General features: G+C 50.4%; 20 protein-coding genes. 6 read left to right on the top strand and 14 right to left on the bottom strand.

Annotated features, from left to right (window positions below):
- The coding region (locus DP091_RS25730; RefSeq protein WP_113060960.1) for a WIAG-tail domain at positions 1 to 495 on the top strand (495 nt) is incomplete at its 5' end.
- A gap of 105 nt (positions 496 to 600) precedes the next feature.
- Here the strand turns inward: DP091_RS25730 and DP091_RS25725 are convergent.
- The 5 genes from DP091_RS25725 to DP091_RS25705 form a co-directional block, all read right to left on the bottom strand.
- Complete coding sequence (locus DP091_RS25725; protein WP_113060958.1) at positions 601 to 1,350, bottom strand: ABC transporter permease; 750 nt, start codon at positions 1,348 to 1,350, stop codon at positions 601 to 603.
- A complete protein-coding gene (locus DP091_RS25720; RefSeq protein ID WP_113060956.1) occupies positions 1,351 to 2,112 on the bottom strand; it encodes an ABC transporter ATP-binding protein in 762 nt (253 codons plus the stop codon).
- A 168-nt stretch (positions 2,113 to 2,280) separates the two neighbouring features.
- Positions 2,281 to 2,622 carry a DUF1048 domain-containing protein gene (locus tag DP091_RS25715; RefSeq protein ID WP_113060954.1) on the bottom strand — a complete coding sequence of 114 codons (342 nt, stop codon included), beginning with the start codon at positions 2,620 to 2,622 and terminating at the stop codon, positions 2,281 to 2,283.
- Between the two features lie 71 nt (positions 2,623 to 2,693).
- The gene (locus DP091_RS25710) at positions 2,694 to 3,014 is read right to left on the bottom strand and encodes a PadR family transcriptional regulator (protein ID WP_071222099.1); all 321 of its coding nucleotides are present in this window, start codon (positions 3,012 to 3,014) and stop codon (positions 2,694 to 2,696) included.
- Between the two features lie 426 nt (positions 3,015 to 3,440).
- Positions 3,441 to 4,691 (bottom strand): MFS transporter, encoded by a 1,251-nt coding sequence (locus DP091_RS25705; protein WP_113060952.1) that lies wholly within the window; start codon positions 4,689 to 4,691, stop codon positions 3,441 to 3,443.
- A gap of 281 nt (positions 4,692 to 4,972) precedes the next feature.
- Between DP091_RS25705 and DP091_RS25700 the strand changes: the two genes are divergently transcribed.
- Positions 4,973 to 5,491 (top strand): sigma-70 family RNA polymerase sigma factor, encoded by a 519-nt coding sequence (locus DP091_RS25700; RefSeq protein ID WP_113060950.1) that lies wholly within the window; start codon positions 4,973 to 4,975, stop codon positions 5,489 to 5,491.
- Positions 5,488 to 6,336 carry a hypothetical protein gene (locus tag DP091_RS25695; protein WP_113060948.1) on the top strand — a complete coding sequence of 283 codons (849 nt, stop codon included), beginning with the start codon at positions 5,488 to 5,490 and terminating at the stop codon, positions 6,334 to 6,336. Before DP091_RS25700 ends, DP091_RS25695 begins: the two co-directional genes overlap by 4 nt.
- 131 nt (positions 6,337 to 6,467) lie before the next feature.
- Here DP091_RS25695 and DP091_RS25690 read toward each other — a convergent pair whose 3' ends face one another.
- From DP091_RS25690 to DP091_RS25680, 3 genes are all read right to left on the bottom strand, one after another.
- A complete protein-coding gene (locus DP091_RS25690) occupies positions 6,468 to 7,532 on the bottom strand; it encodes an NAD(P)-dependent alcohol dehydrogenase (RefSeq protein ID WP_113060946.1) in 1,065 nt (354 codons plus the stop codon).
- A 39-nt stretch (positions 7,533 to 7,571) separates the two neighbouring features.
- Positions 7,572 to 9,248 carry a glycoside hydrolase family 13 protein gene (locus DP091_RS25685; protein WP_113060944.1) on the bottom strand — a complete coding sequence of 559 codons (1,677 nt, stop codon included), beginning with the start codon at positions 9,246 to 9,248 and terminating at the stop codon, positions 7,572 to 7,574.
- 292 nt (positions 9,249 to 9,540) lie between these two features.
- Positions 9,541 to 11,793 (bottom strand): ATP-binding cassette domain-containing protein, encoded by a 2,253-nt coding sequence (locus tag DP091_RS25680; RefSeq protein ID WP_113060942.1) that lies wholly within the window; start codon positions 11,791 to 11,793, stop codon positions 9,541 to 9,543.
- Between the two features lie 286 nt (positions 11,794 to 12,079).
- Between DP091_RS25680 and DP091_RS25675 the strand changes: the two genes are divergently transcribed.
- Positions 12,080 to 12,655: a 5' nucleotidase, NT5C type gene (locus tag DP091_RS25675; RefSeq protein ID WP_113060940.1), complete on the top strand. Its 576-nt coding sequence runs from the start codon at positions 12,080 to 12,082 to the stop codon at positions 12,653 to 12,655.
- Positions 12,656 to 12,886 (top strand): hypothetical protein, encoded by a 231-nt coding sequence (locus tag DP091_RS25670; RefSeq protein WP_071222107.1) that lies wholly within the window; start codon positions 12,656 to 12,658, stop codon positions 12,884 to 12,886.
- A 77-nt stretch (positions 12,887 to 12,963) separates the two neighbouring features.
- Here DP091_RS25670 and DP091_RS25665 read toward each other — a convergent pair whose 3' ends face one another.
- The 5 genes from DP091_RS25665 to DP091_RS25645 form a co-directional block, all read right to left on the bottom strand.
- A complete protein-coding gene (locus tag DP091_RS25665) occupies positions 12,964 to 13,485 on the bottom strand; it encodes a DinB family protein (protein WP_113060938.1) in 522 nt (173 codons plus the stop codon).
- Positions 13,486 to 13,598: 113 nt separating this feature from the next.
- On the bottom strand, positions 13,599 to 13,898 hold the full coding sequence (locus DP091_RS25660; RefSeq protein WP_113060937.1) for a phage holin family protein: 300 nt from the start codon (positions 13,896 to 13,898) through the stop codon (positions 13,599 to 13,601).
- A 198-nt stretch (positions 13,899 to 14,096) separates the two neighbouring features.
- Complete coding sequence (locus tag DP091_RS25655) at positions 14,097 to 14,651, bottom strand: hypothetical protein (RefSeq protein WP_113060935.1); 555 nt, start codon at positions 14,649 to 14,651, stop codon at positions 14,097 to 14,099.
- A 160-nt stretch (positions 14,652 to 14,811) separates the two neighbouring features.
- The gene (locus tag DP091_RS25650) at positions 14,812 to 16,617 is read right to left on the bottom strand and encodes an ABC transporter ATP-binding protein (RefSeq protein ID WP_113060933.1); all 1,806 of its coding nucleotides are present in this window, start codon (positions 16,615 to 16,617) and stop codon (positions 14,812 to 14,814) included.
- Positions 16,614 to 18,359 (bottom strand): ABC transporter ATP-binding protein, encoded by a 1,746-nt coding sequence (locus DP091_RS25645; RefSeq protein WP_113060931.1) that lies wholly within the window; start codon positions 18,357 to 18,359, stop codon positions 16,614 to 16,616. The genes DP091_RS25650 and DP091_RS25645 overlap by 4 nt, the downstream gene beginning before the upstream one ends.
- Positions 18,360 to 18,620: 261 nt before the next feature.
- Between DP091_RS25645 and DP091_RS25640 the strand changes: the two genes are divergently transcribed.
- Positions 18,621 to 18,953, top strand: coding sequence for a hypothetical protein (locus DP091_RS25640; protein WP_113060930.1), 333 nt, complete (start codon positions 18,621 to 18,623; stop codon positions 18,951 to 18,953).
- Positions 18,954 to 19,226: 273 nt separating this feature from the next.
- On the opposite strand, the gene DP091_RS25635 is transcribed toward DP091_RS25640, so the two are convergent.
- Positions 19,227 to 19,955, bottom strand: coding sequence for an N-acetylmuramoyl-L-alanine amidase (locus DP091_RS25635; RefSeq protein WP_113060964.1), 729 nt, complete (start codon positions 19,953 to 19,955; stop codon positions 19,227 to 19,229).
- Positions 19,956 to 19,979 lie beyond the last annotated feature (24 nt).

Here is a 19,979-nt window from a genome sequence, read left to right as displayed (position 1 = left end):
GCTGAAGGTTCGCTTACCGGAGCGCAGATTGCCGACGGGGCCATCGGCAGCAGGCATCTCGGACCGGATGCCTTCAACAACTTCTCGTTAGCCGAAGGATCGGTTGATAGCGACAAGCTTGCAAACGGCGCCGTTACAACCGCCCATCTCGCCGACGGATCCGTTACCGGACAACAATTGGCTAAAGGTGCGGTATCGGCAGAACATTTAAGTTTTGCACCCGTACGCAGCGCAGCCGGCCAGCCGAAGCTGCAGCAATTCGGCATGACGCCTTTTGTATTTGGAGCTGAAGCCCTGACCGAGGTGACCGTACAATTCGAGGAGGCTTTTTCTGGGATCAACTATATCATTGTGGGAATGAGCAACAATCCAGGCTTCCAGATCTCCTTGAAATCCCAGCGCGAGGATGCCGCCGTCCTTGAAGTAAGCCGCCAGCCTAACTGCAATCTCGCCTATGGTTTCATGTCCTGGATCGCAATCGGCCCTTCACGATAACACCATGGCAATCCCCAAAAAAAAGAGGCTCTCCCCTGCATAATACGGGAGGGCCTCTTCCACTAGCGGCTGACTATTGGTATGGGTAATCTCCTCATGGTGTACTTACCCTAACTGGCGTTTAAATTGTTTACTGGCGAAGAAGTAAGCGATGATCATGATGCCGACGCACCAGCCAAGCGCAACCCAGATCCCGTTCCCAACAGCCCCTTCATACAAAAGGGAACGAATCGTATTCACGATAGATGTCACGGGTTGATTCTCAGCGAACGCCCGAACAATTTTAGGCATGGTTTCGGTCGGGACAAAGGCCGAACTGATAAACGGCAGGAAAATCAGCGGATACGAGTAGGCTGTCGCCCCTTCCATAGACTTCGCTGTCAATCCAGGGATGACCGCCAGCCATGTCAGCGCCAGCGTAAACAGTCCTAGTATCCCAGCTACCGCGAGCCAATCCAGGATACTCGCGCTTGAACGGAAGCCCATCAGCAGCGCGACGAGGAAAACCACCACGACAGTAAGCGCATTAGAAACTAGCGAGGTCAACACGTGAGCCCACAATATCGAAGAGCGCTTGATGGGCATGGTAACGAAACGCGCCATCAACCCGCTTTTTATATCCGTAAACAGCCGCAGTGAAGTGTAAGCGACGCCGGATGCGACAGCCATCAGCAAGATTCCCGGCAATAAATAATTGACGTAGTTGTCCGTACCTGTCTCTATGGCACCGCCAAATACGTAGACAAACAGCAGCATCATCATAATCGGCGTAATCGCCACCGTGATAATCGTATCCGGACTGCGCATGATGTTGCGCATTAAACGCCCTAGTAATGTCCCTGTTTTGCTTTTCATTTACATCGCCTCCTTGTTGCCGATGATCGCGAGGAAAATTTCCTCCAATGTCGGCTGCTTCTCAATGTACTCCACTTTCGCTGGGGGGAACATCCCTTTGAGTTCGGCAAGCGTACCGGTCGTGATGATTTTCCCGCTATGCAGGATGGCGATACGGTCCGCCAACTGTTCGGCTTCCTCCAGGTACTGGGTCGTCAGCAAGATGGTCGTGCCGCCGCCGGCAAGCTCCTTGACGGTATCCCAGACTTCAATTCGCGCTTCGGGGTCAAGCCCTGTCGTCGGTTCGTCGAGAAAAATGACGGCTGGCGTCCCGATCAGGCTCATGGCGATGTCAATCCGACGCTTCATCCCGCCGGAATACTGGTCTGTCCGGCGATTGGCCGCATCGGTCAGGCTGAATCTTGCAAGCAGATTATCGGCAACCTGCTCAGGGTTGGAAACGCCCCGCAACTTGGCGATCATCATCAGGTTTTCCCGCCCGGTGAGCATGCCGTCCAAAGCTGCAAACTGCCCTGTCAGGCTGATGCTCTGGCGAACATGATCCGATTGACGCTGGACGTCAAAGCCGCAAATACCTACTTCGCCGCCATCAGGCTTCATCAGTGTCGAGAGAATGTTGACTATCGTCGTCTTGCCCGCTCCATTGGAGCCCAGCAGTGCGAAAATCTCGCCGCGCCGCACCTCAAAATCCACACCTTTTAAGACTTCTTTGTCTTTAAAGGATTTTTTTAACCCTTTTACAGAAATCACTGCATTTCTCATATTTTATCCTCCTTATAATAAGCGCCTTGCGGAGCAGGATGGCCTACACTATCTATTTAGTATGACTGATAATCTGTATGACTTATTACCGGGTCAAAAATGAACTGAATAGCGAAGGCGGTGATTCACATTTGTAAACCAGCTAATCAGTCGTATTATCTATTGAAATTATTTTTTTCCCAATCGGTTCATGATATCCTGATTCAAGTCTTTCCGATACTTGGCTACATAGGTTTTAGCGTTTGTCACTAGTTCGTCGGCAAAGGACGCCACGTCGTCACCAGTGATCTCCAGCACTTGTCTGCCATCGGCCGCACCGGCTTCGAACAACTCGATTAATTCATACTGAATGTGCAGCATATCCATCCCGTTGCCCGTTGAGAAATTCCACATGTAGTTTTGAATTTTCTTAAATACAAACTGGTAGTCCTCTGGCAGGGCTTCAACCCGTGCCATCATCATTTTGTACTCTTTTTTATCACCAATCATTTTTTTGAACATTTCCAACATATTATTTTTCCTCCTTTTATATAAAGCTGAACAAGGCACCCCACAAGTATCGAACGGAATATCTTATGAAGCTAATTTGACTTCAAGACATTGATTTTGGAAGATAAGAAATCCCATTTTTCCCAAAACAATTCAAGCTCCTGACGGCCAGCCTCATTAAGTGAGTAAAACTTGCGCGGCGGCCCCATATCTGACGGTTTCTTTTCAATGTTCACCAGCTTTTTCTTTTCTAACCGCACGAGTATGGTGTAGACCGTCCCTTCCACAACTTCCGTAAATCCAAGCTCGTTCAGACGGCGGGTAATCTCATAGCCATAGGTTTCACGACGGCTGATGATTTCCAGCACGCAGCCTTCCAGCGAACCCTTCAGCATTTCCGTTAAATTTTCCATATTCGAAAGCCTCCTCTATTTCGTCCCTCCCCTATTCAGTATTACCTATATTCAGTACAACGTAGTACTAAGGGAAATTTTTGCTTAATAGCATTTTGGGAAACACGCTATTAAGTATTACTTATTACATGTACATTGTAATACTGAGTAGTAGGGGATGTCAACAATTTCATTTAAATATTTCTGCAGCTCATTGTCGTCGGTATTCAGTGTGACCTACTACAGGTATATCGTAATACGTAGTAGATGGATTGTCAACCGGATTTTCGAAATATTTTTAAAACCAGTATTGCCCCGCGGTTATTAAGGTTTCACGTTCAGTAAACCGTATTGATGATGCTTGCTGTAGCTCGTGTCCGGATCCATTTATGCATGCAAAAAAGACGAGCCTTAAGCTCGCGCCTTAAGCTCGCCTTTTTTTAATGATTATTCGATGCCGATCCGTCCTTGTTCAAGCCCCTCCCCTGACTCCGGCAATCTCGTTCGTATCCGTAATGCGTAGCATCCCGAGATGAACAGCACCGTGGCAGCGATGATATACGTAGCCCGAACGCCGAATTCATCGGTTATGAACCCAAACAACAGGGTGGATAAGCCGAATACCAGCGAAACTAGCGCGCTTTGTGCAGCGTACACCTTCGGCAATACATGGACAGATACGCCCCGCTGCAGTGTAGTCTGAAGCGAGACTGCCTTAAGCTGTTCAAAAACGCCGAAGCCTGCCGAGAACACCAGGGCCAGCCAAGGCACCGAGGTTAATCCAAAACCGAACGTCATGATACTGATGCCGAAGGAAGAGCAGATAACCAACTTGCGGATGTTGCGGTCGATCAGCCCTGCGCCTCTCATGCCAAACAGTCCGCCCAGCATAAGTCCCAGGAAAAAGCTTGCGTTGATATATCCCCACCATGCCTCTTCCCTGTGCAGCACATCGGCTACATACACGTAGATGGTCGCCGCGATCCAAATCACGCCCGCCATCGTCTCCAATACATAAATCACATGAATCGCACGAATAGAAGGCTGTTTCCAAATGAGTGTCCAGCCTTCTTGAATGGAACGCCAATTCGAAACGCGTGCCTTCTCTTTCTGTTCCGAAGAGGATTCATGCCGATCCTCGATCATCTTCATGCAGACAGCGGCTGCCAGGGCCAGGGCAAAGGTCAGCCATATCACATTGCTTCCGCCCAAGGCTGCGACCAGCAGTCCCCCAACGGCCCAGCCTCCCAGTTGGATCAACTGATCCACGATGGCAACAAAGCTGTTCGCTTTCGTCAGGTCAGCGGCATCCACCAGTCGCGGCAGCATGGCATGACTTGCAGGTGCAGCCCAGCCATCGAGCAGAGAGATGAGGAATACGAATCCGAGAATTGCATAAACCGCCACCTCCTGCTCTCCCAGCGCATAGCAGGTTACCAACAATAGAAACAGCATGGCCGTTTTTCCGATCTGGGACGAAGCAAGCAATGACTTGAGGCTGTATTTGTCCATCAATACGGGTGCAAAACTCCCGCTTATAAAACGAGCCATCGTCGTGAGAAAGGGTACCATAGCCATCAGCATCGCAGATCCTGTAATCTCATGGATCATAGCCATCAGGCCGACAATGTAAAATAAATCGCCGCTATTGGCGAACGCCTGACCGATCCAGAGATACCGAAAAGATTTTCTTTTCATCTTTCTACCCCAATTCTGTATTTAGTTGTATGGGTTAGGGTAGAAAAACCTACATGTTCTGGCCTCCGTACATTTTATATGGTTAATATAGTAACACCGTTAAGGACTTTTGTTAAGTTCATGGACTTTTTTCATCCCCGGTTAAAACTATTTGGCCCCCTCCACGGTCTAATGATCAGTCAAGCGCACTCAAGTACTTGAGCATGATCCAATCCGGCCAATGGATGAATAGATGAAACGAATTCGTGCCATGACATGAATACTAGTGCTAGTAGTTAGGGGTGAGTGAACTGAGAGTGAAAGAGTCGAAGCAACAACAGTTCAGCGAAAATATGGAGAAATGCAAAAACAAGTTATACCGGGTAGCCTATTGCTATGTCAAAAATGAACAGGAGGCACTGGATATCGTCTCCGAGGCAACCTATAAGGGATATCTCGCTTACGAGCGGATGAACACGCCGCAGTATTTTGATTCCTGGATGACCCGGATCGTTATTAACGCTGCCATCGACCATCTCGGTCGCAAGAAGCGGGTTACTTTTATGGAAGATCAGACGCAGGACTATGCAGCCGCAGAGCATGCCGTACCGCTGGAAGAGAAGATGGACCTGTACGATGCGCTGGACAGACTGCTGCCGGAGGAGAAAACCTATATTATTTTGAAGTTTTTTGAGGACCTGCGTTTCAGGGAAATGGCGGATATGCTGTCATTGTCCGAAAATACGGTTAAAACCAGGTTCTACCGAATTATCGGAAAATTAAAATCATATCTACTCGAGGGAGAGGTCGATAGCCTATGACAGGAAAAGAACGCTACGAACACATTGAAATCCCCGCCCAGCTAACCGGCGTAATCGATGCTGCACAGAAAAAGGCGGCTGCCCGCAAACGCTCCATGCGCTTGACGAGATACTCTTCCGTTGTTGCAGCTGCCGTTGCCCTGCTATTCGTGGTCAACATCCCGACGGTGGCCAACGCCTTATCCAAAGTCCCTGTGGTGGGCATCATCGTTCAGGTTCTGCAGTTCGGGGGCGGAGGCGAGCGGACCGACGGCGTTACCGTGGGCACAGAAGCTTCCGAAGACGTATTAAAAATTCAATTTAACCAGGAAGGCAAGTCCGTTTCCAGTGTCCCGGCCTACACGGTGGATCATCGGGATGCGCCAAACCGTCTGATCTTCACGTTTAACGGCGTACGAAATTTTGATTATGAAACCCTCAAGAAAGACATGCTGGCTCTGCCGCTGGTGAAGGATGTCTATGAGAATGTGATTCTGGACGACTCGGCCATGCGTTTTGTCGTTGAGCTGAAGGATGGCGTGAAGCATACCGTATCCGAATATAAAGACCCCGGCTATATTGAGCTGAAGCTCACTTCGACCGGAGAGCCGGTAACCCCGCGCGAGGTCTTCTATATCCGCAGTGAAGCCATGCCGCAAGGGGAATCCCTCGCCATCCTTGAAGAGATTTATATGGAAGACGACGTGACCTTCATTAAGACGGCCAGCAACGACTTCATCGCGGTCATCGGCGGGTTCGATACCCGCGAGGATGCCGAGCAGAAGCTCGGCGAAATTTCGGCCCGCGACAGCTACGGCGATGATCTGCGCATCGACAGCTGGATGAGTAATGAACGCCCGAACTAACCGGTAACGCGAAAAAAAGCACCGCTCCGACAAGTGTTGGAGCGGTGCTTTTTGATGATGGTCCATTACGCTGCATTGGCGCGTTTGTTACACGACAGCTCCGGAAGCGACTCTCCAGGCCGCGAACAACCTTAAGCGTTTGGATGAGGATAGATCATGACTTTTACGCTGGTGTCCTTGTGCGTGCGAGCAAGCTCTACGGCTTCCTCGATCTGATCCAAGGAAAATTGGTGGGTGATGATGTCGCGTATGCGGCTGGCCTTGTTGTTTTGCAGCATCTGAATAGCCGCCGGGTACGTGTTTGCGTAGCGGAACACGCCATATACATCCAGCTCGGCGTCAACCAAAGCGCCAATATCCACCGGGATCGCATCCTTTGTGGGCAGACCTACAAACACGATCCGGCCTCCCCGGTTCACATATCCGATAGAATCCGCGATGGCCCCGGCGTTGCCCGACGTTTCAATAATAAGATCAATGCCATTGCCGTCCGTCAGTTCGTTCAATCGCTGCGAAACGGATTCGCCCATCGGATTGATCACGCCGGAGGCTCCCATCTGCAGGGCCAGATCACGCCGGTATTCCACGACGTCGCTGCCATATACCTGAGAGGCTCCGGACATTTTGGCCGCCTCCATGGCAAGCAAGCCAATCGGCCCCAGTCCGAGCACGAGCACCCGGTCCTCTGGCCGGATACGCCCCCGTCGTACGGCATGGAGTCCTACGGACAGCGGTTCAAGCAAAGCACCTTCCTCAAAGGACATTTCATCCGGCAGCCGGAACAGGAAGTCGCTTCGCACCGCAACGTATTCGGCCCAAGCCCCGTTAACCGGCGGGGTGGCCATAAATACAACATCCGGACACAGGTTGTAACGTCCGCTTTTACAATAAGAGCAGCGCCCGCACGTTACGCCCGGTTCCACGGCCACGCGGTCACCAACGGAGACATTTCTTACCTTCTCCCCCGTCCTTACCACAACGCCGGCAAGCTCATGCCCCAGAATCAGCGGTTCCTTCACCTCATACCTGCCAATCCGTCCATGCTCATAGTAATGCACGTCCGAGCCGCATATGCCGATGCAGTACACCTGAATCAAGGCTTCATCCGGCTTCGGCTCGGGAATGGGAACCTGCTTCACCCCGATGGATAACGGGCGATCAAGAACGGCGGCAGACATCATATTGAATTGTGACAAGCTGCTTTCACCTCTCATCTCAAGAAATCGCTTACCCACTTAGTTTACACGATAAACTATCGCTTCATAAGGGTGTAGCGCGAATTCGTCGAAGCTTCGGTCCGAACGCTCGTAATTCGAGAGTACAACTTCCGGTTGATGCTCACGCCATTCCGCCGGGAACTGAAAATCCGGTGTTCCGCTATAGAAGTTGAGAACAATCAAGTACGTCTCGTTTCCCAGCGACCTGGAATAGGCGAAAATTTCTGAATGCTCGTTAAGCACGGCTTCATATTTTCCGTAGATCAGCGCTTCACTGGATTTGCGCAGTCGGATCAAGGCTTTATAGTAATTCAGAATGGAGTCGGGATCGGTTAGCTGCTGCTCTACGTTGATTTCATGATAATTCGGATTGCAGCGGATCCACGGCACAACCGTTGAGAAGCCGCCATAGAGCGTGTCATCCCACTGCATCGGCGTTCTTGCGTTGTCCCTAGCCCGGTACGCGATTCTACGCATCGTCTCGGGCACGTCTTTCCCGTCCAGAAGCCGCTCGCGATAATAATTGTAGATCTCCACGTCCCGATAATCACTCAGCTCTGCAAACTCGACATTCGTCATTCCGATTTCCTGCCCCTGATAAATAAACGGCGTCCCCTGCATCAGCATAAAAAAAGTAGCCAGCATCTTGGACGATTCCTTATGATAATGGACCGGATCGCCAAAACGGGATACGGACCGCGGCTGATCGTGGTTCTCCATATAGAGGGCATTCCAGCCCACGCCTTCAAGGCCCGTCTGCCATTTATGCATGATCTGCTTCAATTCGGCCAAGTCCCAGACCGCATAATCCCAGCGTCCTTCCAGTCCGAAATCAAGATTGACATGCTCAAATTGAAAAATCATATTCAGTGACCCGTTCTCTTCCCCGATCCAGCGGTCTGCTTCCGCTATCGGAATGCCGCTCGCTTCGCCAACCGTCATAATGTCATAATGAGCAAACGCCTCGCGTTTGAATTGCTGAAGAAATTCATGGATGCCCGCGATATTCCGATGTCCGGGATTCGAGTCGACATAACGAAGGTGATTCGGATTCGGCATATCCGGCAAACCCGGCAGCTTCTTAATATGGGTAATCGCATCCACGCGGAAACCGTCAATCCCTTTATCCAGCCACCAACGGATCATCTTGACCAGATCATCTCTGACCGCCGGATTCTCCATGTTTAAATCAGGCTGCTTCTTGGAATAGAGATGGAGATAATATTGATCCGTTAACTCGTCATATTCCCAAGCGGAGCCGGTGAAGACGGATTCCCAATTATTCGGCTCGGCTCCATCCCTCGCATTCCGCCAGATATAGTAATCCCGCTTCGGATTGGTCCTTGAGGAACGGGATTCAATAAACCACGGATGTTCATCCGAGGTATGATTAAGCACCAGATCCATAATAAGCCGCATGCCGCGGTTATGGATCTCGGCCAGCAGCTGATCGAAGTCGGCCATGGATCCGAACTCCGTCATAATATCCTGATAATCGCTGATATCGTAACCGTTGTCGTTATTGGACGAACGATAGATAGGGCATACCCATATAACATCAATCCCGAGATCCTTCAAATAATCCAGGCGGGATATAACCCCTTGCAGATCCCCGATGCCGTCTTCATTCGAATCCATAAAGCTGCGCGGATAGATTTCGTAAGCAACGGCTTCTTTCCACCATACTTTCTGCATTGTCGTATCCCCCGTTTACAATAAAGATGCTGCTTATTTAGAAATGCAGACCGAGTCATTACACGTACATCATTAACCAACTTGGTCCGTCGCAGCATACAGTATTGCCGTTTAAGCGATCTTATAAGCCTAACAACCATAGAATAGCCATGCCGCAGGGATATGCGGCATGGCTATTGGCAAGTCTATTATGAAACTACGAAAAGCGAATTCCTCCCTGCTCCCATGCAACAGTCCGCATGGGTTCGGTCAGACCCCGGTAAGGACCGGCCTTCGCTCCCTTGAATTCCAGCTAACCCCGTACATACTTCGCAGTCAGCGATTGTTCCGCCTTGATCAGTTCAGCAGGCGTTCCTTCGAACATGACCCTGCCTCCCCTGCTGCCGCCCTCGGGTCCGAGATCAATGATCCAGTCCGCCTGACGGATCACATCCAGATTGTGCTCGATCACGATCACCGAGCTGCCATTATCAACGAGCCGATTCATCATGTCCAGCAAATGCCCGACATCCGACATATGCAGTCCGGTCGTCGGCTCGTCCATCACGTAGATCTTCCCCTGCTTGTGCAGCTCGCTGGCCAGCTTGATGCGCTGGCTTTCGCCCCCGGACAGAGTGCTAAGCGGCTGTCCGAGGGTCAGATATTGCAGGCCCACATCGTGCAAAGCTTCCAGCCGCCGCCTGATTTCTTTTTTCTCGAAAAAATCGAGCGCCTGCAGCACGGTCATATCCAGCACGTCGGTAATCATTTTTCCATGGAACTTATACTGCAGTACATCATCCTTAAAGCGCCTGCCGTCACAGGTGTCGCACGGAGACTTGATGCCTTCCATGAACGCCAGGTCCGTATAAATGAAACCAAGCCCGTGGCAGTCGGGGCAGGCCCCTTTGGAATTGAAGCTGAACAGGGATGGACTCTGATCGTTAGCTTTGGCGAACAAACTCCGGATGTCATCCATGATGCCCGTATAGGTAGCAGGATTGGAACGGATCGAGGTGCTGACGGCGGACTGGTCGATGACGACAGCCTCGGGATGCTGGGACAGGAAGGCATGATGAATCAGCGAGCTCTTGCCTGACCCCGCTACGCCCGTGACCACGGTCAACACGCCTTCCGGGATATCCACCGTTACATTGTTCAGATTATGATGATTGGCATTGGCAATCCGCATCTGTCCTGTCGGTACCCGGAACTGTTCTTTCATCGGCATGTAACGTTTCATATACTGCCCGGTTAACGTAGAATCTTGGCTGCATAGCTGCTCAACCGTGCCCTCGAAGACAATTTCCCCACCCCGGGTTCCGGCATTCGGCCCCACGTCCACCACATGGTCGGCAATTTCAATCACGTCACGGTCATGCTCCACGACCAGCACCGTGTTGCCCTTGTCGCGAAGCTTCCTGAGCATGTCGTTCAGCCGGTGAACATCCCGTGGATGTAAACCCACGCTAGGCTCATCAAAAACATACATCATGTCCGTCAGGCTGCTGCCCAGATGCCTAACCATCTTCACCCGCTGCGACTCGCCCCCGGAGAGCGTGGTCGTCTCCCGATTCAGCGTCAGGTAATCCAGCCCCATATCCGTCAAGTGCTGCAGCCGCTCGGCCAAGCTGGCCACCATAGTGGCAGCCACGGGCTCTTTGATATTCAGGATGACCTCTCTTAACTCCCCGATCTCCAAGGCCGCACAATCGGCGATATTATAACCGTTGATCCTGCAGATTAATGCCGCTTGACTGAGTCGCGTCCCCTTACATAACGGGCATGTGCCATGCGTAATAACATTTTTGACGTGATTCAAGGTGCGTTCCGACAATTCACTGCTGTCTCTCTGAATATAGAGCCGGTTAAACTTCAACACGAGACCTTCGAAGTCGGACTGTACCGGTCCTCCCTTGGACGGGAACGTCACCTTCCCCTCCTTGCCGTACAGGAAAAGATCCCATTCCGCTTCGGAATAGTCGGCCAGCTTCTTGTCGTTATCAAAGAACCCGGACATGGTGTAATTCTTCATATACCAGCTATCTACGGAGAAAATAGGGAATCGGACCGCCCCCTCATTCAAAGATTTGCTTGTATCCAGCAGTTTATTTAGATCGAGCTCGACCTTCCTGCCGATTCCCTGACATTCCGGACACATGCCTTGCGCATCATTAAAAGAAAAGACGTTGGAATATCCCACAAACGGCTTTCCCACCCTTGAAAACAACAGACGGAGTATGGCGTACAGATCCGTAATCGTCCCTAGCGTGGATCGCGAATTGCCCCCCAGACGCTTCTGGTCAATGACGATGGCCGTCGACAAGTTCTCGATCGAATCGACGTCCGGCTGACTGTGCCGTGGAAGTCGGTTACGGACAAAAGCGGTAAACGTCTCATTCAGCAACCGCTGAGCTTCCGAGCTGATGGTATCGAACACGATGGACGATTTGCCCGACCCGGATACGCCGGTAAAGACCGTGATTTTTCGTTTAGGAATTTGCAGCGTCACATTCTTCAGGTTATTCTCTCTGGCTCCACGAATGTTGATATATTCTTGCACCATGGCCGTTCCTCCCTTGTACCCTGTAGTGTTCTTATTATAAAAGGGCAATCATGACATGTACTGTCATAATGGATGAAGGCTTTATTAAGTTATTCCCATAACCGCGAAATATCAGGAAGGTTGTTGCCGCATTAATGCTATACTTAGTTTATAATGAGTCAGGAGAAAGAAAATGTTACTCCCTCCCATTTTTGATTCCGGTTTGCCAACAAGCATCCTGTCCCTTACAATTTACGGAACATCATCGTTTCTTAGAATTCATGATTAACAGGAGAGTAATGACGATATGAGCAAAAAAATAGTCGCCATCGATATGGATGATACCATCTGCCATCTCATACCCAAGGCCATTCATTATCACAATCTGCAGTACAAGGAGCCTCAGCTAACGCTGGATCAGATTACCGATTATAACCTGCACCAAATCTGGCATCCTGAATGCTCGGAGGAGTTTTTCTTCGGAAAGCCGGGTTTATATGAAGAACTTGAACTATTTGATGAATATACGATTGACGAAGTCCACAGAATGACGCATGATTATGACGTCATTGTTGTTACCGCAGCCCGCCCCTCCTCGGTGCCCGAGAAATGGAGATGGCTGCAGCGGCATATGCCTTTTATTCCGTTCGAGAATTTTTTCGTGGCCAAGCGCAAGGATTTAGTGGAATTTGATCTTCTGATTGACGATGGTCCCCATAATGCGATTGCCGCCAGAAAAGCCGGAAAACAAACCATTCTGATTCCGCGTCCGTGGAACGCGCACATTCAGCATGAATTTATTCTGAAGGATTCCTGGAAGGGAATGAACGAGCTAGTAGACCGCATTTTATCTGATTCTAACCATCAAGGGGATATGAAATAAATGAATACAGACCGCAATAGCCGGTACCTATCGCAAGACATCCATTTTTTCGCGGCCGCCTTATCGGAAACGGTGGTTTCCGTATGGGAAGAGGATCCCGCAAGCGTATACGTGGAGATCGAGCGAGGTTACATTGAATGCTACACACCGGATGTCGTCCGCATCCGCAACGAAGAGACAGGTTATCTGACGCACTACAGCCGTGACACAGCTATGTTTCAACGGATGTAAACCGATAAAGGCCGCTTCCCTTGCCGGGAGGCGGCTCTTTAATTGCTCTGATTACCTTTTAGCTGACAGGATAAGAATCAGGGTTGCATCTCCAATTCTCTTAACAGCTGAAATATCTGTCCCCGATGGTGGGACTCATGCTCAATCAGATGATAGATGACCCATTCCGGTGTTACATCGTACGGTTCCAGTTGTCTGACTTTCCTCCAGTCCGAGAGGTCCATGCCTTTGAAGTGGGCAAGCAGTTCATGACGTACCTTCTGCATACGGTGAAGGTGTTCATCCAGTGACTGATCCGGGACTTCAGAAAGACGGTTATCTTCGGAACGGTGATCCCAGGGAAAGCTTGCCTTTATTTTCGGATCCCAATCGGATTCAAGCACCTCAGCGTATAGCCAGTCCGCTTCAATATAAGCAATATGGTACAACAGCGAACCGATCGACTGCCGACCGTCCGCCCTATGGTTCAACTGCTCATACCGAATCCCTTCCAGCCGTTTCAATATCGTTCGCCGCACATCCTCAAGTCCCCATATCCAGCGGCCGATCTCCGGCTCAAATCCAGGCAGTGCCTCAACCGTCAACGTTTTCCTCTGCAAATCTTCACGCTCCCTTAAATCATCCTATGGACTTAAGAGTAACAGGCTCAAGCGGCAGACTGCCAGGTAAAGTTCGGTTTAGGCAAAAATCATCCCGGGCCATTCAGCCGTTCTTACTTCTTTCTAGTCGCAATCGCCTCTGCCGTTTGTTTAACGGCTTGATGCCCAAATACAGCAAACGCCCCTGCGAGTATGCCTTGAATGATATTTTCCACGCTCCAGCCGATCAAGCCGGTTGTGAACAGAATCGATACGACCATAACCAAATATACGATGCTCCAATTCGGAACCTTTGGCGTTTGCTTCAGCACAAATCCGATTACCCAACAGGCAGCAACGACCATGAAGAGCCGCGGGTCGATCAATTGAAAAATGACGCTCCATTCCATGGTAAACCCACCCTTTCCATTCATCTTCTACATCCTATTCCCCGAGCCTATCGATCGGCTTGTATTAATATCCTTATTCTCGCAAGCAAAATAATAGAATCTGCCAAGCTGAATTTACGATAGGTTTGACGATAGATATGCAGACGAAGAAGAAGCAACGAATTACGTTGTTCCCCGGTGGAGGAAATACGCAGTGAGTATCCTTATGAATGGCGGTGAGACTTAAGGCTGCTGCCTCCCCGCTTCAATAATACCGATGATCCAGTCGGTCAGCCGCCGATCCTTCTCTTCTTGACTGCAATCAGAGGGAAAGGCTAGGTAATGCTGATGCTCAGGAATCCGGGGCACGCCCTTCTTAAGAGAAGCTTCTTCTGAATCCTCTTCGTACTGCAAGAAGCGCAGATCTCTTCCATCCAGTGTCTGATAGGCATAACAGCTATACTCATGCCCATCAATAACGGTCCAGTGATGTCCTTGTACCCTGGGATTGCACAGCACATGCGTACCCTTCAGCTTGTTTAGCGAGTAAAGAAAGCCTTGCAGCTTGGCTTCCGTGACGTGGTAATCATCCAAGTAATAGCGCTGCGAGACTCTGGCAGCATTCGTGTCGATAATCTGGTAGTTTAGAATAAACGCAGCCCCTGTGTGCAGCACCGGATCAAAGTAATCCTTCTGAATCCAGCCCTTATGGCGGGACAGGCGATCGGACACTAGGTAATCGATATTGCTATGGTCCAGGTTATGACCGAACGTTACCAAGAATTTGCGATTCTTCATATAGATCTCTCCCTTATACATCTGAATATAGATCCATTATTTCCCATTAATATTATACAAAAAGAGGCAGCCCCCACACCAACGGAAGCTGCCCTGCTCTAACCTAGCTAAACCTATCTAAACCTGTTCTTACATCCCCAATTCCAAACCAAACTTGATGTTATACCTTACTAACTTCAGCTTCATCCTCTGCGGTGGCCTGAGCTTCGACAGCGGACTGCTCGCCCTGCCATAACAGCTGCATCTCTTCGCTAGTGGCGAGCAGCTCCGTCAAGCTGCCCTCCGCTTCGATCCGCCCATCCTTCATGACGATGATATGATCGGCCTTCGAAAGGGCTGCCCTCCGATGCGATACCGCGATGCAAGTGACGCCCTGTTCCTTGAACAACCCATCCCATACCTGCTGCTCCGTCTCCACGTCCAGCGCGCTGGACAGATCATCAAAAATGAATAAATCCGCGCCCGTGATCAGCATGCGTGCCGTAGCCGCCCGCTGGATTTGTCCCCCCGACAGCATAACGCCCCTCGGACCGACAAACGTCTCCAGTCCCTGATCCAGATTTTCGATATCCTTCTCCATGACGGCCAGCCGAACAGCCCGTTCCAGAGTTTCCTCGGTCCGCTCCTTCTTCCCTTGCACGATGTTCTCTCTCAAGGGATCGCTAAACAGCCTTGGAACCTGCGGAGTATATGCCGCCCGAGGAGGCATAAGGAAGGTTGCCGGATCCACCTCTTCCCCGTTCCAGCGGATCGTTCCTTCCTGTTTCGGCAGCAGTCCCAGCAATGTCCGGACAAGCGTTGACTTCCCCGCCCCGATTCGTCCGGTCACCACCAGAAACTTGCCGCGCTCTAGGCGGAAATTAATATCCGATATGCCATTCACCGAATTCGGATAATGGTACGATAAATTCTTGACCTCCAGCTCCTTCAGCTTCTCTCCCGGTTCTCTGTGAATGACGGGCAGTTCCGGCGGCTCTTCGTTCAGATACGTTTCCCGTGCCTCAATGATCCGGTCTTCCTCACCAGGGCGAAACAGCGAGCGCATCCGGTCAAAGGAAACCTTCAGCCGCTTGTGCTGGAATACCATATAACCGAATAAGGAAATGCTGAAGCCGATATTGGCCAGGTAAGAAGTGAACAAAGCAAAATCCCCGACGGTAAAATGCCCGGCCTGCATTTCAGCAGCGCACATCAGCAGAATCAGTCCCGTACAGATGCTAAGCACATGCTGATTCAAGGATCGCATCCATTGTTTGAACAGATTATCCTTCAGCGCTGCCTGCCGGCGGTCTTCGTTCAGCTTCATGAAGCGCTCATGTACATGATCCTCGGCCTGCCCGAGCTTCAAGGCTTGAACCGCACCGAAGGTTTCCGCGATAAAGCTGGTAATGCGCCCTGTAGCTTCCCGGTTCTTTAGGCCGTAACGACGCGCGCGGTTGCCGGACAGATTGTTCAGGAGCGTGACCACGACGAGCGGCAGCACGGCCACCAGCATGATCTTCCAGTTAATGCTCGCCATAATGACAACGGATACGAGAGCAAAAACGAGACGTCCCCAGAAATCCACCCAGGATTCCACGTATTCCACAACTTCATCCACGTCATCGCGGAAGCGGCTCATCGCCTCCCCTGGAGAAGCTGGCAAATTCCGCCCCGGCCAGCGCATAATCCCGGCCAGCATGTTCGTGCGCAGAATGGCCTGAATGTGGTAAATATACGTTACCCATTGATAGAAGGCCGCAAAGAACGTCCCGACCCGCGCAACCCTTACAACGGCAATAAAGATCAAGGGCACCGCCAGCCATACATAATCCGTGGAACTGGCCGTTGCCCGGTCAAAAAACCACTGCATCCCCAGTCCGATCAATAGCGGCAAGGAATGAAATATGCACCACAGCAGACCGTTGATTAAAAATAATGAAGGCCTGAATCGAAAGAGACGTCCTATAAAACCCGTGATGGTCATGCCAGTTCCTCCTCTCTGCCTGTGCTCAGCAGTCTGGCATAATGTGATGCCGGATCAAGCGCAAGGGCTTCCCGTGCGCCGAATTCCATAATTCGCCCGTCACCCAGCACCATAATTTTATCCACTTGCTCCAGCGTAGCCAGCCGGTGCGCGATGATGATGCCCGTACAGCTGCTCATCAGCTGATCCACGGCTACCTGCAGCATCGTTTCCGTTGCGGCATCCAGGCGTGAAGACGGTTCATCCAGAATCACCAGGCTTGGTTGCGTCAAAAATACCCGGGTTAAAGCGAATAGCTGCGCTTCTCCCGCGGACAGCGAAGCTCCGCCTGCTGTCAGATGCGTATCCAAGCCTTCCGGCTGCGCATCGATCCATTGCCGAAGCCCCAAACGCTCCGTCGTTTCCAGAATGAATGCATCCGACACGCCGTGATCAAACAACGTCAGGTTGTCACGCAACGAGCCGTCGAACAGCTGCACATCCTGTGTGACCATACCCACCCGGCGGTAGAGCGCAGGCAGCTTCAGCTTCGTGATATCGGTCCCTCCAACGCGGATCACGCCCCTGTCGATGTTATACAGTCGAAGCAGAATACGGCTGAGACTCGACTTTCCGCTGCCGGTACGACCGATAATGCCCAGGCGTTCGCCTGGTTTGACTTCAAAGTTGATGTCTTTTAACACCGGCTTATCTTCGTTATAACTGAAGCTGACACCCTCAAATTCCAAGCCGAGCGCTCCTTCCGGAAGCTCTTCCTGCTCTCCGTCCACAATCTCGCTCTTGTTGGACAACAGCTCTCTGGAGCGCAGCATGCCGGATTTTGCTTTTTGGAACTCCTGCACCTGGTCACCCAGCATTTCGATCGGATCATTCAGCATCTGCGTATATTGGTAGATTAAGAACAGGGTCCCCAGCGTAATTTCACCGATCAGATAATAGCGAACCCCTAGTAACAGGACAGCGGTAACCGCAAGGGCAAACAGAATCACCGTGGTATTCCAAGGGACAACGCGGAGCATCCAGGCTTTTCTTCCTTTCAGAAACACGCTGCGCATCATCCGGTGAAACCGATTCATCACATACGGCACATTGCCGTTCGCCTGTACATCCTCAATACCGGCGATGCGTTCCTCAATTAACCCGAACAGGGAAGCGCTGGCTTCACGTTCATTCTTCGAAGAATTGACGCCCATATTCCGGATGAACACCATGAACAAAATGGACAGCAGCGTAAACACCGTCATAACGATCGCAATCGGCAGATTGACCGTAAACATAAATCCTAGTATGCCGGCGAGCAGCACAAAACTTCCGATAACCTGCACGATGAACATCGCGAAGAAGTTCGAAATATTCGTCACGTCGCCGTCAACGCGCTCGATCATCTCGCCGGGCGTTTTGACATTATGAAATCGCATATCCAGCCGCAAGCAATGCTTCAAAAGATCGCCGCGAAGCCGGTTTGTCGCGCGCCATGAAATATCGTTCCCCATATAGCTGACAGCCACGGTTATCAGCTGGTTAAAAACAGCCACGACCAGAAACAATCCCGCCAGCTGAATCAGCGTGGCTATAACTCCGCCTTCGGCTGCCGTGTCAATAAACCGTTTGACAATTTGCGGATTCAAAAGCTGCAAGCCCGTCGACGTCAGCAGCAACACGAGCAGCAGTATTAGCCGTCCTTTTACCGGTTTCAAATACCGCAGCAGCCATGACATTGAAACCTTTTCTTGTTTGGGCACAGTGCCCACCCCCATATGCAAGCAAGTATGTACGAACCTCCATCCCCCTAAAGCAAGGTGTGGCGGCAGTAAATCATTACCAGTCTACATGATATCCACAGTCATTCCTAGGTAAAGAATAATTATAAATATGTAATAAACCTTCTCCCCCTATATAAAAATAGCAAGTCAATACCTGCTTCAAAAAAAAGCGAATCCGATAATTCAGCATACTCGTATATGTATAATAGAGTGACGTGCAACTTTTTGGAGGTGGGCATAATGAATACTGGGATCAGTGGATTAGACGGACTGGATGAAGAGAAGCTATCAGAAATTCGCGAAAATGCCGCAAGGCTCTCGGACATGAAACAAGAAGTGCCCGTGGAAGAATTGTTCTCGGAATCATTTATTCAAAGACATACCAAGTTTTCTTCAATCGGTCACTTGCTGAAAGCTGCAGGTTATGAGGGAAACACAGATGAAGAGTTTGACGAATTCATACAAGGACATACGATTAACCCGTTTATCATTGAACATACCCCATTTCGCAGCTGGCAGGATTTCCAGGAATTAGCCGTATCGGCTTATATCACGAAATGGGTGGGATTGTAAATAGTTCATCCAAGAACCTGGACTTTTGCCTCAGATGAGGGAAGACAACCAAAGAAGCCCCTCTAACCGATGTTAGAGGGGCTTCTGATATATTTTTTAAGGGGTGCTTATATCATATGCTCCGAATATTAATGGGAGCTTAAATTAGGATTAAAGGGACATAAATTGTTGGATGGGGCACAAATAGCACTGCTCTTTTTCACTCCCCCAACAAGGGAGGTTTGCATATATATGGAGGAGAACCATATTTCCTATCTCAAAATAATCAGGGGTTTATTCGGTTGTAACTGTAGCCGTCTTGGTCTTATTATCCCAACTCACCTTAGCACCTAATGCTTCACCGATGGCCCGAAGCGGCACATAGGTCACGCCATTCTCAAGCTTGCCATCCGCGATCTGCTTTCCGTTGACGACGACATGTACCTTATCCTCCACTGTACCAGCCTCCTCTTTCTTCTGAAGCCCCAAATATTTAGCAATGCCATTCACATGCCCGATCGCAATAAAATCTACTACATCCTGCCGTTTAAGCTTGGCTGCATCTGCCGCGACATCGATAAACAAGTTTTCGGTTAAGACAGCAGGCATTTTAGATTCACGGACCATATGCAAGTTAGCGGCCTTCTGCCCCCGATCGATGACTCCAAAAGATTTAATGGCATTCATGACCTCCGTATGCATAACGTTCTGCAATTTTACCGAACCGGAGCTTGCCGAGGTATATCGATATGACTCAAAGCCCCCTGCTCCTCCACCCGCGTTACAATGGATGCTAACTAGAATATCAGCGCCAGCAGCGTTTGCCTTATGAGTCCGTTCAGCCAATTCAAGGAACACGTCTGAAGACCGGGAGAGTAGTACTTGGACATCGCTATATTCAGCTTCCAATCGTTTCTTCACAGCAAGAGACACTGCTAACACGATGTCCTTCTCCTGCAGGCCGTTTCCGGTTGCTCCGGAATCCTTCCCGCCATGCGCTGCGTCAATCCAAACCTTTTTCACGATCATTCACCGCCTTTGTAGGTT

Origin of the sequence: Paenibacillus sp. MDMC362, assembly GCF_003269305.1 — a bacterium.
Taxonomy (GTDB): Bacteria; Bacillota; Bacilli; order Paenibacillales; family Paenibacillaceae; genus Paenibacillus_AQ.
This window is presented reverse-complemented; position numbering and strand designations above follow the sequence as displayed.

Coding starts and splice junctions, on each gene's coding strand:
- DP091_RS25650 (WP_113060933.1), bottom strand. CDS start 16,617: ATGACCATCACGGGTTTTATAGGACGTCTCTTTCGATTCAGGCCTTCA.
- DP091_RS25680 (WP_113060942.1), bottom strand. CDS start 11,793: ATGGTGCAAGAATATATCAACATTCGTGGAGCCAGAGAGAATAACCTG.
- DP091_RS25660 (WP_113060937.1), bottom strand. CDS start 13,898: ATGAATGGAAAGGGTGGGTTTACCATGGAATGGAGCGTCATTTTTCAA.
- DP091_RS25715 (WP_113060954.1), bottom strand. CDS start 2,622: ATGTTGGAAATGTTCAAAAAAATGATTGGTGATAAAAAAGAGTACAAA.
- DP091_RS25705 (WP_113060952.1), bottom strand. CDS start 4,691: ATGAAAAGAAAATCTTTTCGGTATCTCTGGATCGGTCAGGCGTTCGCC.
- DP091_RS25685 (WP_113060944.1), bottom strand. CDS start 9,248: ATGCAGAAAGTATGGTGGAAAGAAGCCGTTGCTTACGAAATCTATCCG.
- DP091_RS25695 (WP_113060948.1), top strand. CDS start 5,488: ATGACAGGAAAAGAACGCTACGAACACATTGAAATCCCCGCCCAGCTA.
- DP091_RS25640 (WP_113060930.1), top strand. CDS start 18,621: ATGAATACTGGGATCAGTGGATTAGACGGACTGGATGAAGAGAAGCTA.
- DP091_RS25670 (WP_071222107.1), top strand. CDS start 12,656: ATGAATACAGACCGCAATAGCCGGTACCTATCGCAAGACATCCATTTT.
- DP091_RS25710 (WP_071222099.1), bottom strand. CDS start 3,014: ATGGAAAATTTAACGGAAATGCTGAAGGGTTCGCTGGAAGGCTGCGTG.
- DP091_RS25720 (WP_113060956.1), bottom strand. CDS start 2,112: ATGAGAAATGCAGTGATTTCTGTAAAAGGGTTAAAAAAATCCTTTAAA.
- DP091_RS25675 (WP_113060940.1), top strand. CDS start 12,080: ATGAGCAAAAAAATAGTCGCCATCGATATGGATGATACCATCTGCCAT.
- DP091_RS25655 (WP_113060935.1), bottom strand. CDS start 14,651: ATGAAGAATCGCAAATTCTTGGTAACGTTCGGTCATAACCTGGACCAT.
- DP091_RS25725 (WP_113060958.1), bottom strand. CDS start 1,350: ATGAAAAGCAAAACAGGGACATTACTAGGGCGTTTAATGCGCAACATC.